13 protein-coding genes and 1 pseudogene are annotated in these 16,661 nt (G+C 63.2%); 9 read left to right on the top strand and 5 right to left on the bottom strand.

The genetic code is table 11. The features are described from left to right. Positions 1–507 precede the first annotated feature (507 nt). From BCY88_RS40500 to BCY88_RS31045, 3 genes and pseudogenes are all read left to right on the top strand, one after another. Positions 508–603: pseudogene (locus tag BCY88_RS40500) on the top strand (rhodanese-like domain-containing protein); the annotation flags it as partial. Between the two features lie 163 nt (positions 604–766). Beyond that, on the top strand, positions 767–2,836 hold the full coding sequence (locus tag BCY88_RS31050; protein ID WP_120347977.1) for a putative bifunctional diguanylate cyclase/phosphodiesterase: 2,070 nt from the start codon (positions 767–769) through the stop codon (positions 2,834–2,836). Positions 2,837–2,958: 122 nt separating this feature from the next. Then, positions 2,959–3,765, top strand: a complete 807-nt coding sequence (locus BCY88_RS31045) for a hypothetical protein (RefSeq protein ID WP_120347976.1) — start codon at positions 2,959–2,961, stop codon at positions 3,763–3,765. A 48-nt stretch (positions 3,766–3,813) separates the two neighbouring features. On the opposite strand, the gene BCY88_RS31040 is transcribed toward BCY88_RS31045, so the two are convergent. The 4 genes from BCY88_RS31040 to dapA form a co-directional block, all read right to left on the bottom strand. Continuing rightward, complete coding sequence (locus BCY88_RS31040) at positions 3,814–4,248, bottom strand: bactofilin family protein (RefSeq protein ID WP_120347990.1); 435 nt, start codon at positions 4,246–4,248, stop codon at positions 3,814–3,816. Positions 4,249–4,383: 135 nt separating this feature from the next. Beyond that, positions 4,384–4,770, bottom strand: coding sequence for a hypothetical protein (locus tag BCY88_RS31035; protein ID WP_120347975.1), 387 nt, complete (start codon positions 4,768–4,770; stop codon positions 4,384–4,386). Next, complete coding sequence (locus BCY88_RS31030; RefSeq protein WP_120347989.1) at positions 4,763–5,758, bottom strand: M23 family metallopeptidase; 996 nt, start codon at positions 5,756–5,758, stop codon at positions 4,763–4,765. Before BCY88_RS31030 ends, BCY88_RS31035 begins: the two co-directional genes overlap by 8 nt. Positions 5,759–6,028: 270 nt before the next feature. After that, positions 6,029–6,940, bottom strand: coding sequence for a 4-hydroxy-tetrahydrodipicolinate synthase (dapA, locus tag BCY88_RS31025; RefSeq protein WP_120347974.1), 912 nt, complete (start codon positions 6,938–6,940; stop codon positions 6,029–6,031). 435 nt (positions 6,941–7,375) lie between these two features. On the opposite strand from dapA, the gene BCY88_RS31020 reads away from it, so the two are divergent. Beyond that, a complete protein-coding gene (locus BCY88_RS31020; RefSeq protein ID WP_120347973.1) occupies positions 7,376–8,668 on the top strand; it encodes an aspartate carbamoyltransferase in 1,293 nt (430 codons plus the stop codon). Positions 8,669–8,908: 240 nt separating this feature from the next. After that, complete coding sequence (locus BCY88_RS31015) at positions 8,909–10,372, top strand: amino acid permease (protein WP_120347972.1); 1,464 nt, start codon at positions 8,909–8,911, stop codon at positions 10,370–10,372. Between the two features lie 20 nt (positions 10,373–10,392). Here BCY88_RS31015 and BCY88_RS31010 read toward each other — a convergent pair whose 3' ends face one another. Continuing rightward, positions 10,393–11,481: a zinc-binding dehydrogenase gene (locus BCY88_RS31010; RefSeq protein ID WP_120347971.1), complete on the bottom strand. Its 1,089-nt coding sequence runs from the start codon at positions 11,479–11,481 to the stop codon at positions 10,393–10,395. Between the two features lie 90 nt (positions 11,482–11,571). Between BCY88_RS31010 and BCY88_RS31005 the strand changes: the two genes are divergently transcribed. The 4 genes from BCY88_RS31005 to BCY88_RS30990 all read left to right on the top strand — a co-directional run bounded on the left by BCY88_RS31005 (position 11,572) and on the right by BCY88_RS30990 (position 16,508). Continuing rightward, positions 11,572–12,483: a LysR family transcriptional regulator gene (locus BCY88_RS31005; RefSeq protein WP_120347970.1), complete on the top strand. Its 912-nt coding sequence runs from the start codon at positions 11,572–11,574 to the stop codon at positions 12,481–12,483. 326 nt (positions 12,484–12,809) lie between these two features. After that, on the top strand, positions 12,810–15,059 hold the full coding sequence (locus BCY88_RS31000) for a TonB-dependent receptor (RefSeq protein ID WP_120347969.1): 2,250 nt from the start codon (positions 12,810–12,812) through the stop codon (positions 15,057–15,059). 10 nt (positions 15,060–15,069) lie between these two features. After that, entirely contained in the window at positions 15,070–15,828 is a 759-nt protein-coding gene (locus BCY88_RS30995) for a tetratricopeptide repeat protein (RefSeq protein WP_120347968.1), read from the top strand. Continuing rightward, positions 15,825–16,508: a Fe2+-dependent dioxygenase gene (locus BCY88_RS30990; protein WP_120347967.1), complete on the top strand. Its 684-nt coding sequence runs from the start codon at positions 15,825–15,827 to the stop codon at positions 16,506–16,508. Before BCY88_RS30995 ends, BCY88_RS30990 begins: the two co-directional genes overlap by 4 nt. Positions 16,509–16,661 lie beyond the last annotated feature (153 nt).

Genomic DNA, 16,661 nt, shown 5'->3' with positions numbered 1-16,661 from the left:
GCGCGCTGTCGCCAGCAAAATTTGCCGTGCCGATGAAATCGTTACCAGACAGCCGCTTCGCTGAACGGTGACTGCGGATGTACTCGAGAAAGGCCGCTTGCACAGGGAGCGCGCGCAGGCTGGGGCGTGACTGACGTAACGTTTCCGGTCTCTGGTCCGTCGAGTGAAGCTATCGCGGTACTGACCACGCCCGTTCTACGCCGCGTCGACCGGGATGTTGCGCCGTCGCTGGACGAGGTCACTTCAATGCTTCTCGAGGCAGCGACAGCACTGTCAATAGAGTCGCTCCAGTAGATTTTGTGGAATAAGCCCCTGAGGCTGACCCAAGGTTCGGCCGAAAACCACGGTTCCGCCACGGTATGACCGTTGAGTCGCGCCATCACAATATGATAAGGATAACTTACGTGTATCGGCCCGGACGGCTCTGGTGCAAATGGGATCGGTGAATCGGTTAAGGGTATCGAACCGAAACCAACTGATGTCTTGCGATAAGCAGGCTGGCCGGGGCGCGGCGCACCGCGTCTCGCGCAACTGGGACGACCCGCCGAATTGATGATCGGCGGCGTCACCGGCTGGCTCGACGAAGGGTTAACCTCGGCTTGAACTACGGTCAAATCACGGCTAGATCACGGCCAGATCACCGTCTGGCCGCGCCCAGACGCGGGATACCCAAATCCGATCACTAACATATTGAAAATCAATTAAATAAACGCCGCGAACTGTCGATAACAAGTTGAGCCGCTTCCCTTTCGCGGTTGGACTTAACATGCAGAGCTCATACAATTTTTGGCTGGTTGCAATCTCGTTCCTCGTCGCGGCGCTAGCGTCCTACACGGCGCTTGATCTGACCGGCCGCATCTTCCTGCTGTCGTCGGCACGTCTGCGGCACGCCTGGCGCCTCGGCGGCGCGGCGGCGCTCGGCGTCGGAATCTGGTCGATGCACTTCATCGCGATGCTCGCCTTCTCGCTGCCGATCCCGCTCGGCTACGACTTTGCGACGACCGCCTTGTCGCTTGGACTCGCGATCGGCGTGTCCTATCTGGCGCTCGTCGTGACGACCGACACCCGCTTCACTCCGCTGCGGCTCGCGGCCGGCGGCGTGCTGATGGGCTGCGGCATTGCCGGCATGCACTACACCGGCATGGCGGCGATGCAAATGGACCCGGGTATCCACTACCGGCCAGCCTGGTTCGCCGGCTCGCTGGCGATCGCGATCGGCGCGTCGGGTGCCGCGCTGTGGATGGCGCGCGCACTCAGTAACGACGACGAACGCCATGTGGTGCGCAAACGTTTAGTCGCCGCACTGGTAATGGGCGTAGCGATCAGCGGCATGCATTACACCGGCATGGCGGCCGCCGAGTTTCTGCCCGGCGCCGTGTGCGGGGCGGCCAAGGGCGTGAACGCCGAATGGCTGGCAACCTCGGTGATCCTGTTCACGTTTGCGATTCTGATCGTCACGCTGATGCTGTCGCGTTTCGATGCGCGCACCAGCTTTCTGATCGGCTCGGTGTCGAATCTGAACGGTCAGATCGTGCGGCTCGCCACGCTCGACACGCTGACCGGCCTGCCCAACCGCAGCACGCTCACCGAGCGCATCGAACGCGCGATCCATGGCGCGCGCCGCCAGCGCTCGCTGTTCGCCATCCTGTTCATGGATCTCGACGGCTTCAAGACCATCAACGATTCGCTTGGCCACTCGGCCGGCGACGAAGTGCTGTCCGCGTTCGCCCAGCGCCTTCTGCTGTGCGTGCGTGAGAACGACACCGTCGCGCGTCTCGGCGGCGACGAATTCGTCGTGCTGTCCGAGAACCTGGATTCACGCGAAGATGCGGGCACGATCGCCGAAGGCGTGCTCGACCGCATGCGCCATGGCATCTGGACCGATTCGCAGCCGCTGCAGGTGATGCCGAGCATCGGCATCGCACTGTATCCCCACGACGGCGACACCGTCGACACACTGCTCAAACATGCCGACGCGGCCATGTATGAAGCCAAGCGCGCGGGCCGCAGTACCTACCGTTTCTTCGAACAAAGCATGAATGAAGCCGCGACGCGCACGCTGCAAATTCAGAGTGCGCTGCATGAAGCGCTCATTGCCGGCCATTTCTCGCTGCATTTCCAGCCGAAGTTCCACGGCAGCGGCGACTCGCTGGCGGGTGCCGAAGCGCTGATCCGTTTGCATCATCCGCAGCTTGGCACGCTGGCGCCGCTCGAATTCGTGCCGATTGCCGAGCGCTCAGGCCAGATCGTACAGATCGGCTATTGGGTCCTGCGCGAAACCTGCCGGCAGATTCGCCGCTGGGTCGCGCAAGGCCTGCCGTCGATGAAAGTGGCGATCAATCTGTCGCCGCGCCAGTTGTCACAACCGAACCTCGTCAAAACGATGATCGAGATCGTCAGGACAGAAGGCGTGTCGTGCAAACAGATCATGTTCGAGATCACCGAAACCGTCGCGATGCAGGACGCGCCGAAAACCATCGAAATGATCCGCGAGTTCCAGGCAAGCGGCTTTGAAATCGCCATCGACGATTTCGGCACCGGCTATTCCAGCCTCGCCTATCTGCAACGTTTTCGCGTCAAGCAGTTGAAGATCGACCGCTTCTTCACCAACGGGCTCGATGAACACGGACCGGAAGGCAGCGCGATCGTTTCTGCGATCATTGCGCTCGCGCACTCGCTGGAGATGGACGTGGTGGCCGAAGGCGTGGAAACTGAATCACAGCTCGACATGCTCAAATCGATGATGTGCGACGAGATGCAAGGCTTCCTGCTGGGCAAGCCGCTTAGCGCCGACGACTTCGGCGAATTGCTTCGTGAGAGGATGATGGCTACATGAGCATCCGGATCCGTTCGAAACGCGTAGGGCTGCGCCGCGAAGGTGTCCGTCGTGGCGCGCCCCGCTGCGCGGCCCCGTTTTACCGATAAGCAGGAACAGACAGATTGGCGGCTGGAGATTTCATGAAAATTGACGTAGCGACGTTCCAAACGGTGTGGCTGATCATGTTTTTGTGCAGTGCCCTCATCACCACGGCGCTTTCGCGCATGTTTGCACAAGTCAGCGCCTTCCGCTTCTGGGCCATCGCCTTTTATCTGCTGGCCACGGCGACCGCCTGCTTCGCGTTGCATAAGATCTGGCCCAACGACCTGCTGTTGCTGGCCACCGCGATGCTGGCGTTGCAAAGCCGCATTCTGATCTGGGCAGGCACGCGCGACCTGTTCGGCGCACCGGCGCCCTGGCGCGCCGGCCTCGTGGTGACTGCCGTGTTCGGCGTGCTGCACGGGAGCATGCTGGCACTGGATGCCCCGCTGGGCATGCGCGCCACCTTGCTGGCTCTGTTTTTTGTGCCTTGCCGCGCGGCGACGCTGTATGAAGTGTGCCGCCGGCGCCGTCCGCATCTCGGACCGGCACGTATCCTGGTGGCGATGGGCAGCATTATCGCGACGCTCAATGCCATCGTGCCGCTCCTGCTCGTCCTGCTCGACCGGGCCAACATGACGCTGCTCTACGGCAATCCTCGCACCACCTCGGCGCTTTACGCCGTCGTGTTTGCAGGTGATCTGCTGCTGATGGTCGGCCTGATCGCACTGGCCTTGCGCCAGTTGGTCACCGAACGCGACATGCTCGCCACACTCGACCGCGGCGCGCTCGAACATCTTGCAGGCGCACGAGAATTGCGCGCGCTGCGCGATTCGCGCTCGCCGCGCAGTGATGTGCTCGGCCACGACACGTCCACGCAACGCCAGACGCTGCCGGGAGCGATTTGACGCGGCTCGCGGCGGGTTAGACGGACCGGCTGGCCGCTTCTTTGCTGCCTAGCCGGCCCTGCGCTCCTCGCTTGCGGTATCGGCCACCGCGACGAGCATCGGCGTCACCGGCTGTGCGGCTTCGCGTTTGGCCAGCTTGCCGTCCACCGAGGCGCCGCAATCCATCCGCAACTGCTGGTAGTAGATGTTGCCGGTCACATGCGCATTGCTTTGCAGTTCGACGAAGTGATCGGCGATCACGTCGCCGACGATCCGCCCGTTGACCACCACGTCATAGCCGTGCACATTGCCCTCGATCGAGCCGCGGTCGCTCAATACCAGCAGCGTCTGCGCGCCCGTCTCGCCGCTGACATTGCCCTTTACGTGACCATCCATGCGCAAACCGTCGCTGAACAGGACGTCGCCCGTGATCCGCACATCATGTGCGATGAGTGTGGCGAGCTTGGTCTGCTGGATGCCCGCGTGCTTTTTCTTGCTGAACATAAATACCTCGTGAAAATGAAAATGTTCGTCGCGTGATGCCATCCGGGCGACGATCCGGACTGGTGTTGCAGCGTTGTTCTTGCAGGATTGCGGGGTGGTTGCTGCATCCGCGGCAATCAAAAGCATTGAAGGCAGTCAGCGGCGCGGCTCCGGCGGCTTCGCTTTGCTCTGGCCGCGCAGAAACTGCAGCTCGGTGTTCAGGCGCGCGACGTCGGCGGCCGCGCCATCCGCGGCTTTCTGCACCGCGGCGCGCGCCGCCGATTCCTGCGCCAGCGCAAGCCGCGCGCGGGCGAGTTCCCGCTGCTCGTTGCTTTCATCCACGGGCGCCGCCGTGCATTGAACAACCGGTACGCCGGCGCGCTCAGCGTGCCATGCCGCAACGGCCGCCGCGCCGCCTGCCGCGCTGAGCGCGCACGCCAGAACCCACAGGGCCGCGCGAAGTGCAAGCGGCCGCGCGGGCTGCAACGTATAAGGCCGCTGGGTCAGATTGCCCGCATTGCGGGAAAAACGCTGCTCAGCCATGGGGCGTGGCCGCGAATAGCGCGAGGTAGGCAGCCGGGTCGACCGCCGCGCCGTTGACCAGCACTTCGAAATGCAGGTGCGGTCCGGTGGAGCGGCCAGTCGAGCCGACATCGGCGACATACTGACGCGGCAGCACCAGATCGCCGACATGGACGACGATGCGCGACGCGTGGCCATAACGGGTCACAAGGCCGTTGCCGTGATCGATTTCGACGCAGTTGCCATAGCCCGACTTCTCGCCCGCGAAGATCACCCGGCCGCCCGCCGCCGCCAGAATCGGCGTACCGGTTTTGGCGACCAGGTCGAGGCCCGGATGAAAACTCAAACGGTGAGTGAACGGATCGGTGCGGTTGCCGAACGGCGAGCCGAAGCGCGCGCCGTCGGTGGGCATGCGGCCCGGGAAGGCGGCGTAGGCGATTGCGTGGTCGGCGGTTTGTTGCTCGAGCGCGGACAGCGTCGCGGCGATGCAATCCAGCTGTTGCCGGGTCCGTCCCGCGTCGGCATGACCGGCCGGTTGCGGCATGACATCCGTGCAACGGCGCGGCGGTAAAGACGGGCCGCCTTCGCCATCGGTAGCGGACAGGTCGGGTTCAGAGGCGGCGCCCGGCGCAGCCGGATTGGCCGGCGTCGCTGACATGGCCGGTGCGCGCGGCGCCGACCGCGGCGTGTTCAGACGTGCTTCGAAATCGCGCAACGCGCCGACCTGCATCGTCAGACGCGCGATGCGCGGTTCGATCTGCGCCACGGACGCGTTCAGCTTGCCGAGTTGATCGATTGCATAGTCGTGCTCGACACGATTCGCCGCCTGAACGCCGGAGCTGCCGCCGTCGTGCGCCGGCCAATGCATGCCGATCGCGACGCCGGCGGCGAGCGCCAGCGCTGCCGCGCCGAACGCCGCGGCAACCGCAATGGTCAGCGCGGTGCGGCGCGTCACGAAGCTGACCGAGCCGCTGGAAAGCCGGCTGCCCGCGCGAAACACGGAGGACATCAGCGGCTCCCGGCCGGCGCCACCGGGCGCGCGCAAAGCCGCGCGCGAGCGGTGGTGCAATGCACATTCGGCACATTCAGCGTGTTGGACACGCCGGGCGAGCTGAGCGTAGTGAAGCAGGACCGGAAATCGGCGGACAGGACTAACTGCATGTGGCATCAACCGGACAACATACCGGTGGCGATAGTGGACAAAGGGTGCCGATTATCGCCTGGCATTGTGACGCAACATCTCAAATACAAAACTCAGCAGGTGCATCCGCGCGCACGCTCACACTGTCATCGCGCGCGGCGCTCCCGGATCAAGTTTTTCCAGTTCCACGAGCCGCGCGACCAGCGCGTCGCCGGCACGCATCATCGGCATGCGCAAGCCGTCGCGGATCAGACCTTGCGCGGCCAGCAGCGCCTTCACCGGCGCCGGGTTCGGTTCGGCAAACAGCGCCTGGATCAACGGCGCGAGCTCGTGAAAAATGCGCCGCCCTTCGTCGAGCCGGCCCGCTGCCAAGGCACGATACAGCGCGACGAACCGTTCCGGGCGCAGATGCGCCGAGGCCGCGATCGCCCCGCTCCCGCCCAGACACAGGCTGTTGAAAATATTGATGTCCTCGCCGGTCAGCACCTGCAAGCGGCCGTCGCGGATCAGCGCGAGCGTGGTGTCGAGCGAACCGGCGCAATCCTTCACCGCCTGGATTCGCGGATGCGCGGCGAGCGTCAGGAGCGTGTCGAGTTCGAGCCGCACACCGGTTCGATAGGGAATGTCGTACAGCACGACAGGCTTGTCGCTCGCATCGGCAAGCGTCATGAAATGCCCGACGATACCCGCCTGCGAAGGCCGGACGTAATACGGCGCGGACATCAGCACGCCGGCTATCGGCAGTGCGTTCAATTGGCCGATGCGCGCCGCCATGCTCGCCGTGTGATTGCCCGACACACCGACCAGCACCGGCAGCGCTTGCGCATCCCCGCGGCGCACGGCCTGCGCTTCGTCGAGAATCGTCGCCAGCACGGCGTCCTGCTCGGCGGCGTCGAGCGCGGACGGCTCGCCGGTCGTGCCGAGCGCGACCAGTCCGGCAATGCCCGCGTCGGCATAACGGCGCACTAACGCGCGCAGTGCGGTGTGATCCACCTCGCCGTCGGCGAATGGCGTGATGAGCGGAACCCAGATACCCGAAAAAATAGACATGTTTTTACCTCGATGACGACCGTATCGATTCCGATCAGCGGTGCGAGGGAGGAAAAACAGGGAATGCCGCAGGTGGGCGTTGACCGGCTGTTCCGTCGCAACATCTGACGGAACAGCGGCTCCGGTCAGATGAGCGGCTGTTTTTTGGCTTTGGCGCTAAAGCTCGCGACATCGACGGCATGCGCGCGTGCAGCCACGACGCTCGCAAAAGCGAGACGTGCGATGGTTGACGGGCGGAGTCGGAGCGTTTGGCCGGAATGCATGACACGCAGTGTAACCGGGTCCGGCAGGAGTTGGCAAAGCGGGTTGATCAGGCGGGTTGAGCAAACGGGTTGCCCCAGCGCTCGCAAAATTGCTTGACTTCTGTGACAGGGAAACTAATATACGCACCGCGTACATACCCGGTACGCAGCCCCTTTCCCGACAGGTGCCCGCATGAGCGTCCCACAACAAGCCTTCCTGCGCGACGCGATGCGTCGCATGAACATGACCCGCGACACGTTCGCGAGCCGCATCGGCGTATCGCGCCGCGCGCTCGACACCTGGCTGCTGCCCGACGATTCGCAGGAATCGCGCGCCATGCCGGAGATCGTGGAACGTTTCGTGTCGGAAATCGTGGTGCATGGCGAGCCGGGTGAAAAGCATACGCAAAGCGTAGACTCGCAGTCGCTTGCCAGCCAGATGCTGTTCGAGGGCAAACCGCAACTGCTGTCGGTCGATCAGTTCTCGCGCGACTCGGTCGAGGCGCTGTTTCGCGTCGCCGACATCATGCAGCCGATCGCGCGGCGCCGGAAAATCTCCCGCGTGCTCGAAGGCGCGGTGCTCGGCAATCTGTTCTTCGAGGCCAGCACGCGAACGCGCGTGAGCTTCGGCGCGGCATTCTGCCGGCTCGGCGGCTCGGTGTGCGACACCACGGGTTTCACGTTTTCGTCGATGGCCAAGGGCGAGTCGATCTACGACACCAGCCGCGTGATGAGCGGCTATGTGGATGCGCTGGTCATTCGTCATCCGGAGCAAGGCTCGGTCGCCGAATTCGCGCGCGCCACCAACGTGCCGGTGATCAACGGCGGCGACGGCCCGGGCGAACATCCGAGCCAGGCGCTGCTCGATCTGTACACGATCCAGCGCGAGTTCTCGCGGCTCGGCAAGATCGTCGACGGGGCGCATATCGCCCTGGTCGGCGACTTGAAATACGGCCGCACGGTGCATTCGCTGGTCAAGCTGCTGGCGCTGTATCGCGGCATCAAATTCACGCTGATCTCGCCGCCCATGCTCGAAATGCCGAGCTACATCATCGAGCAGATCTCGCGCAACGACCACGTGATCGAGCAAACTCACGACCTTCCCGCCGGCCTGCGCGGCGCCGACGTGGTGTACGCCACACGCATCCAGAAAGAGCGCTTCACCGACGAATCGTTCGAAGGCTACACGCCCGATTTCCAGATCAATCAGGCATTGATGGACAGCGTATGCGGCGCCGACACGCTGATCATGCACCCGCTGCCGCGCGACAGCCGGCCGGGTGCGAACGATCTGAGCGTGGATCTGAATCACGATTCGCGTCTCGCGATTTTCCGGCAAACCGACAACGGCATTCCGGTGCGGATGGCGATTTTCGCGGTGCTGCTGGGGGTCGAAAAACTGGTCCAGCATTCGATGCGCGACGCCGCATGGCGCCCGCCCGTGTATCTCGGCCCGGACGACGCGGTGTTTCACGGCATCGATTGATCAGGATTCCACGATTGAATTGAAAGACGGCCTTGCGGCTCACCCGCAAGGCCGTTTTAACATGCGCAGTACTGATCTTCAGTACACACCCGATTAAATCCAGACTAGACTGAATTCGTCAGCAGCTTCCTCAACCGCAATATCAACAGTGTCAGTCGCCTTAAAAGCAGTCGCTTATTGCAGTGCGTCACGGATCGATTCGATTTCGGATTCACCAACATACGAACTGGACGACTCATCATGGCAGACACAAGTTATACGGCGCGCAAATCCGTCGCGGATATTGTTGCAAGCGCGGAGGGCGGTGAACATCATCTGTCGAAGTCGCTCGGCGCACTCAGCATTACGGCGATGGGCATCGGCGCGATTATCGGCGCCGGCATCTTCGTTCTGACCGGCACGGCCGCGGCGCACTATGCGGGGCCGAGCATCATTCTTTCGTTTGTGCTCGGCGGGATTGCCTGCGCTTTTGTCGGACTTTGCTACTCCGAACTGGCCGCCATGCTGCCGGTCTGCGGCAGCAGTTATACCTACACCTATGCGACGCTCGGCGAACTATTCGCGTGGATCATCGGCTGGGATTTGATCCTCGAATATGCGATGGGCGCGGCGACCGTTGCGGTCGGCTGGTCGGGCTACATTGTGAGCCTGTTGCATAACATCGGGATCAGCATTCCACCCACCCTGGCGGCTGCGCCCGGCACCACGGTGACGCTCGCCGATGGCAGCACGGTGGCCGGGATCGTTAATCTGCCGGCGATCTTCATTATCGCCGCGCTGACCATCATGCTTGTGCTCGGCACCAAGGAATCGGCGCGGCTCAACAACATCATGGTGGCGATCAAATTGACGGTGGTGCTGGCCTTCATCGTCATCGGCGCCTTCTTCGTGCATCCGGCCAACTGGCATCCGTTCATTCCGCAGAATACGGGCCAATTCGGCAACTTCGGCGCGAGCGGCATTCTCCGCGGATCGGCCGTCGTCTTCTTCGCTTTCATTGGTTTCGATGCCGTGTCCACCGCGGCCCAGGAGGCACGCAAGCCGCAGATCGACATGCCGATCGGTATTCTGGGCTCGCTGGTGATCTGCACGGTGCTCTACATTGCAGTCGCCGGCGTGCTGACCGGACTCGTTCCGTACGCAGAACTCAACGTCCCGGATCCGATCGCGAAAGGTGTCGACGTGATCGGCGTCACCTGGTTTTCCGTGCTCATCAAGATCGGCGCACTAACCGGTTTGACTACCGTGATACTCGTGCTGCTGTATGGCCAGAGCCGCATTTTCTTCACGATGTCACAGGACGGCCTGCTGCCACACCTGTTCGCGCGCGTCCACCCGCGTCTGCAAACGCCTCATCTGAGCCAGATGATGATCGGCACCATCGTCGCGATCGTCGCAGCGTTCACGCCGATCGATGTGTTAGGCGAAATGGTCAGCATCGGCACCCTGTTCGCGTTCATTCTCGTCTGCGGCGCCGTGATCTATCTGCGCCGCAGCGACGCGGGGGCCTCGAGGCCGTTCCGCGCGCCGGGCGTGCCGGTGATCCCGATTCTCGGGATTCTGTTTTGCCTGCTGCTCATGGTCGGGCTGCCGCTCGTCACGTGGTTACGGCTCGTGGTCTGGCTTGTGATCGGGCTGGCCTTCTATGGGATCTACGGCCGAAATCATTCGCGTCTTCGTCATCCGGAACGGACTCACGACTGAGATCCCGGCGCGCTGTTTTATCAACTCCACGCGTGTGGAGACTGCCCTTCCACGATCGTGCATTGCAGGCCCGACATGCGGCCTGCAGCGTCGATAGCCGCTTCGAGCCCGGCGAACGGATAGGACTTCAACTCGACCGCCTCGAGCGGAATCTGTCCGGACGCCACCAGCGAAACCAGCGCGAGATAGTCGGCGCGCGTGTACATAAAGTGGCCGATCAATTCCCAGTTGTTCAGCAACATCTCCTGGTACGCAATTGGCAAATCCACCTGCATGCTGCCCATCAGCACGAGCCGGCCGCCGCGGCGCAAGCTGCGTAACGCAGCGAGCGTCGCGTTCGCGTCGGTAGCCTGGCCGACCATGTCGAACGCGAGATCCACGCCGCCACCGCTTGCGGCACGAATCGCCGCTGTGTCCTGCGCGGCGTCGCCGCTCAGCACGACGGGCACCACCCGCCCGCGGCCTTGCTCGACCAGCGCCTGCAGCGGTTCGGGACGCCGGCCGAGTGCCACGACCTTGCTCGCGCCCAGTGCCAGCGCCACGAGGACGGCCGCTGAACCGAAGTAACCGCCCGCGCCGTTAACCAACACCGTTTCGCCCGCCGACAGACGGCCGCGCCGCAGCCCCCCGAACGGCACGGAGAATTTACCCAGCACCGCGAGACGCGCGGCATCGATCCCGTCCAGACCGTCCAGGGCGATCAGCGTCGAGGCCGGAAATTCGGCCACTTCGCGCAACGTGCCGTGCGGAAACTCCGCCAGCAACGCGCCACTGTCGGCGCTGATGGCGGTGAGTCCCAGTAGCGCCTGCGCCGGTTCACGCACCGTTTCGTCGGCAATCCAGTAGGGATTCACGGCAACCCGTTGACCGGCGCGAAAGGCCACCACACCCTCGCCGACCGCGACGATCCGGCCAACCCCATTGGTGCCGGGCGAAAACGGTGTCGGCGGATACGCGTAGGGCAATGTCCCTTCGACGTATTCACGCGTGTAACTGAGTAAGGGCACCGCCTCCATCCGCACCAGCACGGCGTTACGGCGCGGTTGCGGCTGGGTCACGTCGCGCAAGGCCAGCGGCTGGCCGGGTTGGTCGAGCATCCAGGCTTTCATGTTGAGCTTCCTTCAGTTCGTTTCGGTGCTTGAACTGTAGAAGCGTGGCACGTATTCTTGAAATCAATTACTTGTATGCGACCTATCAATATGATTGATCTACGCGGCATCGATTTGAACCTGCTGGTTTCGCTCGACGCGCTGCTGGCCGAGTCGAATGTCACGCGAGCGGCAGAGCGCCTGCGTCTGACGCAACCGGCAGTCTCCACGCAACTCGCGCGCTTGCGGCAGATCTTTGGCGATCCGCTGCTGCTGCCCGCCGAAACCGGCCGCGGCATGACGCGCACGGCGCGGGCGCTGGAGTTGATGACGCCGCTGCATGCCGCGCTGAAAAATCTCGAAGCGGTAGTGCGTCATCAGTCTGCCTTCGACCCGCTGAGCGACACGCGGCGCTTCGTGATCGCCGCACACGACAACGCCACCGCCGTACTCGGCATGCGTCTGATGGAGCGCCTGCCCACAGTGGCGGGACCGGGTGTGCGCGTGGCGTTCGTGATCGGCGACCAGCCCACCGCTGCGTCGCGGCTCGAAAACGGCGAGATCGACCTGCTGCTCGGTTCCGACCGGATGATTCCGCCGTCGATGAAAGCCCGCAAGCTTTACGACGAGCATTTTGTGTTCGTGCAGCGCAAGGGCCACCCGCGCGGCGACGCCCCACTCGATCTCGACACCTACTGCGCGCTCGATCACGTGCTGGTGTCCACCAGCGGCGGCAGTTTTCACGGCTTCATGGACGAGCATCTCGACGAACTCGGCCGCGAACGGCGCGTCGCGCTGTCGCTCCAGCACTTCGCGCTGGTGCCGGAGCTGCTGTCCAAAACCGACTACGTTTCGACGCTGCCGTCGCGCTTCGCAGCACGCTACGTCGACCTGCTCGATATCTTTGCACTGCCGTTCGACGCCCGCGGCTTTACTTTGTACGCAGGGTGGCATCCGCGCAACCAGGCCGATCCGGCGCTCGTGTGGCTGCGGGAAACACTGGCCGAACTGGCTGCACGATAGATAACAGGCCGAACAGATGCGTCCCCTTCGACAGGAAGGGGCGTATCGCGCGCCGCACGTGCCGCTTGCGCAACAGACGTAAAGCCACCCCTCTGCAGTCGCCAAATCCACGCTTTATCCACCCATCTTCGCCGATCAATACGCCAATTCTGTCCGGCGGCCCACGCATTCACCCCCGCGTCCCGAGTTTTTATGTTGAGAACGCTTCTCAATTACAGGCATATTGCATAGAATGCACGCCGAAAACACTTTGTAATAAACATGACATGTCCGGGTAAGGAACGCGTGATCTACCCGGCGATCAGCACTCAACAACGGGGATAAAAATGAAGTTGCGGTCCGACGAACCGAAGCTCGGCAAAATCAGCACGACGCTGTGCGGCATGTTGGCAGCCGGCCCTGCCCTCGCGCAGGGCACGCCCGGCACCACACCGCCCGACAAGGAAAACCAGTTCGCACCAATTGCCGTGCAGGGTCAACTGGATGACGGCTTCAAGACCGATCACTCGGCGTCGGTCAAATTCACGGCGCCGCTGGTGGATACGCCCAAGTCGGTGACCGTGATTCCGCAGGAGCTGATCAGGAGCACGGGCGCCTCGACCTTGACCGAAGCGCTGCGCACGGTGCCGGGCATCACTTTCGGCGCCGGCGAAGGCGGCAACCCGCTTGGCGACCGGCCCTTCATTCGCGGCTACGACGCGCAGGGCAGCACCTTCGTCGACGGTATGCGCGACATCGGCGCGACCACCCGTGAAGTGTTCAACATCGAAAGCGTCGAAGTGACCAAGGGTTCGGACGGCGCCTACGGTGGCCGCGGCGGCGCGGGCGGCAGCATCAACCTGATCACCAAGACCCCGCATCTGGGCAATTCCGTCGACGGCAGCGCGGGTCTCGGCACCGACCGCTACCGCCGCTTCACCGCGGACGGCAACTGGCAAATGGCCGATCATGCGGCCTTCCGCCTGAACGTGATGAGCCACAACAACGACGTGGCCGGCCGCGACGCGGTGAACAACGAGCGCTGGGGTATCGCGCCGTCGTTCACCTACGGCCTCGGCACGCCGACCCGCGTCACGGCGAGCTACTACCATCTCTCGACCGACGACCTGCCCGACAGCGGTATTCCGTACTTCTACACAACCACCAACAAGCCGGCCAACGTCGACACGATCTATCCGGCGAACGTGGACCGTCACAACTTTTACGGCCTGATCGATCGCGACTTCCGCAAGACGACCTCGGACGTCGGCACGGTGCGCATCGAACACGACATCAACAGCAACCTGACGATCCGCAACACCACGCGCTATACGAAGTCCACTCAGGACTACATCTGGACGCAGCCGGACGACAGTCAGGGAAACGTCGTCAACGGCATGGTGTGGCGCCGCGCGAATACGCGTGCCAGCGACGTCTACAGCCTCGCGAACCAGACCGAGCTGTTCGGCGAGTTCAAGACCGGCTTCCTGAAGCATAGCGTCACGACCGGCCTCGAACTGTCGCGTGAAACCAGCGTGAACGACTCGTACACCGTGGCTACCGCCACTGGCGCGATCTGCAAGACCAAGGGTATCGGCGCGGCGTCGGGCTATAACTGCACGAGCCTGTGGTCGCCGAATCCGAACGATCCGTGGGCCGGTTCGGTCAAGCAGACGAACGATCCGAGTGAGCAGCGCACCACCACCAAATCGCTGTACGCGTTCGATACGATCGAACTCACCAAACGCTGGCAGGCGAACGTGGGCTTGCGCGTCGACGATTATTCGACCGATTTCCGCAACACCGTTGCCAACGGCGGCAAGCGCACCTCGCGCGACGACACGCTGTTCAACTACCAGTTCGGCCTCGTCTTCAAGCCGGCTTCGAACGGCAGTGTGTATGCGTCGATCGCGACTTCGTCAACGCCGGCCGGCGCTCTGCTCGGCCAGGGCAGCGAAACGCAATCGCTGACGCCGGGCCGCGGCGGTGTCGGTGCCAACGCGGACCAACTCGCACCGGAAAAGAACCGCAGCATCGAACTCGGCACCAAGTGGAATGTGCTGAACAACCAGCTCTCGCTGACGGGCGCGCTGTTCCAGATCGATACGACCAATGCACGCGTCACGCTGCCTAACAACGAATACGCGATGGTCGGCAACAAGCGCGTGCAAGGCTTCGAATTCGGCCTGGCCGGCAAGTTGACCAACAAGTGGCAGGTGTTCGGCGGTTACACGTACATGAAGAGCCAGTTGCGCGACAACGGCAAGACCACGTCGGATAACGGCCATCAGTTCCCGAACACGCCGAAGAACAGCATCAGCCTGTGGACCAACTACGACGTACTGCCGAAGTTCACGATCGGCGGCGGCGCGTTCTACATGTCGCAGGTGTACGGCGACACGGCGAATCTGCGAGCGGTGCCTTCGTACTGGCGCTTCGACGGCATGGCGACGTACCGGATCAACAAGAAGGTCGATCTGCAGCTGAACGTGCAGAACATCTTCAACCGCACGTATTACGACCAGGCGTACCCGGCGCACTATGCGTCGATCGCGGCCGGCCGCTCCGCCTTCCTGACGCTCAACGCGCACTACTAGGCATCGCGCAATGGAACAGGTGACGCTGAAGGCGCTGGCGAGCGTGTCGCACGACGAGCTCGCCGCAATCCTCCGCGGGCCGCCCGCCCACGCCGCCGCGTGGGTGGCGGCAGCCGCGCACAACGGCATCGTCGAAGCGCAGGCGGTGTATGGCCAGTATCTGCTCGACGGCCACGGCGTGGAGCGCAATGCCGAAGAAGCGTTGACGTGGTTCAAGCATGCGGCCCGGCAGGATCATCCGATGGCGATGAACATGCTGGGCCGCTGCTACGAACACGGCTGGGGAACGGCCGCGTGCGCGCCAGTGGCTGTCTACTGGTACCGGCTCGCGGCGCAGGCGGGACTCGACTGGGGCATGTACAACTATGCGTCGGCGCTGGCGCTCGGCAATGGTACGGAGTGCGACCGAACGCAGGCGCTGCAGTGGTTCCGGCGCGCCGCCGACATGGGTCACGTGAAGTCGCTCAACTACATCGGCAGTTTTTACGAAGACGGCTGGGCGGTCGACGCCGACGCAAGCATCGCGCTCGACTATTACCGGCGTGCCGCGGTGGGCGGCGATTTTCGCGGCCAGTTCAACTATGCGCGGCTGCTGGCTGCACGCGGCGAAATCGACGCCGCGCTGGCGTGGCTGCGGCGCGTGCCGGCAACGGCGACAGCGGTATTCGTCGAGAAAATGCGGGCGTGGCTGGCCGCTTCCCCAGTGGCCGCGTTTCGTGCGCTGGCTGAAAACATCAATAAAGACATCAACGAAGAGGCACGCGCATGATGCTGCATCTGCAAGGCGTGCTCAGCAAGCAGCAGGTCGCGCAATGCCGCGAAGTCCTCGACGCGGCGCAATGGGTCGACGGCAATGCGACGTCCGGCGAACAGTCGGCGCAAGCCAAGCGCAACCAGCAATTGCCCGAAGGTTCGCCGGCCGCGCGCGCGGTGGGCGATGCGATTCAGGACGCGCTCGGGCGTAACCCGCGGTTCTTTTCCGCAGCGTTGCCGCTGAAAGTCTTTCCGCCGCTGTTTAACCGCTATGCAGGCGGCGACGGCTTCGGCACACATGTGGACAACGCGATCCGCCAGTTGCGCGGCACTGACTTTCGCATCCGCAGCGATCTGTCGGCTACGCTCTTTCTTGCCGAGCCTGAGACCTACGACGGCGGCGAACTCTGCATCGAAGACACTTACGGCGTGCATCGCGCAAAGCTGCCGGCCGGCGACATGGTGCTCTACCCCGCTTCGAGCCTGCATCACGTGAGTCCGGTGACGCGCGGCGTGCGGATCGCGTCGTTCTTCTGGATCCAGAGCATGGTGCGCGACGACGGCGAACGCGCCATGCTGTTTCAACTCGACAACGATGTGCAGCGTCTCGCCGCGGAAAAAGGTTCGAACGATCCCACCGTGGTCAGTCTCACCGGCATTTATCACAACCTGCTGCGCCGCTGGGCTGACGCCTGATCAGGCGGACTCCTCGTCCCACGCAAAACAGTCTTTCTTTTTGCATCCAGAAAGAAGGCGCCTGCGCATATTTACTTTCCTGTTCGTTAAGCGCAACGTGAGTAGTTGACACTCGGTTACCCGCATGTCGCCAGCCTGCATTGACCTTTCAAT

Source organism: Paraburkholderia fungorum (assembly GCF_003610895.1).
Classification (GTDB): domain Bacteria; phylum Pseudomonadota; class Gammaproteobacteria; order Burkholderiales; family Burkholderiaceae; genus Paraburkholderia; species Paraburkholderia fungorum_B.
Note: the sequence above shows the minus strand (reverse complement) of the source record. Positions and strands in the feature narration are given on the sequence as shown.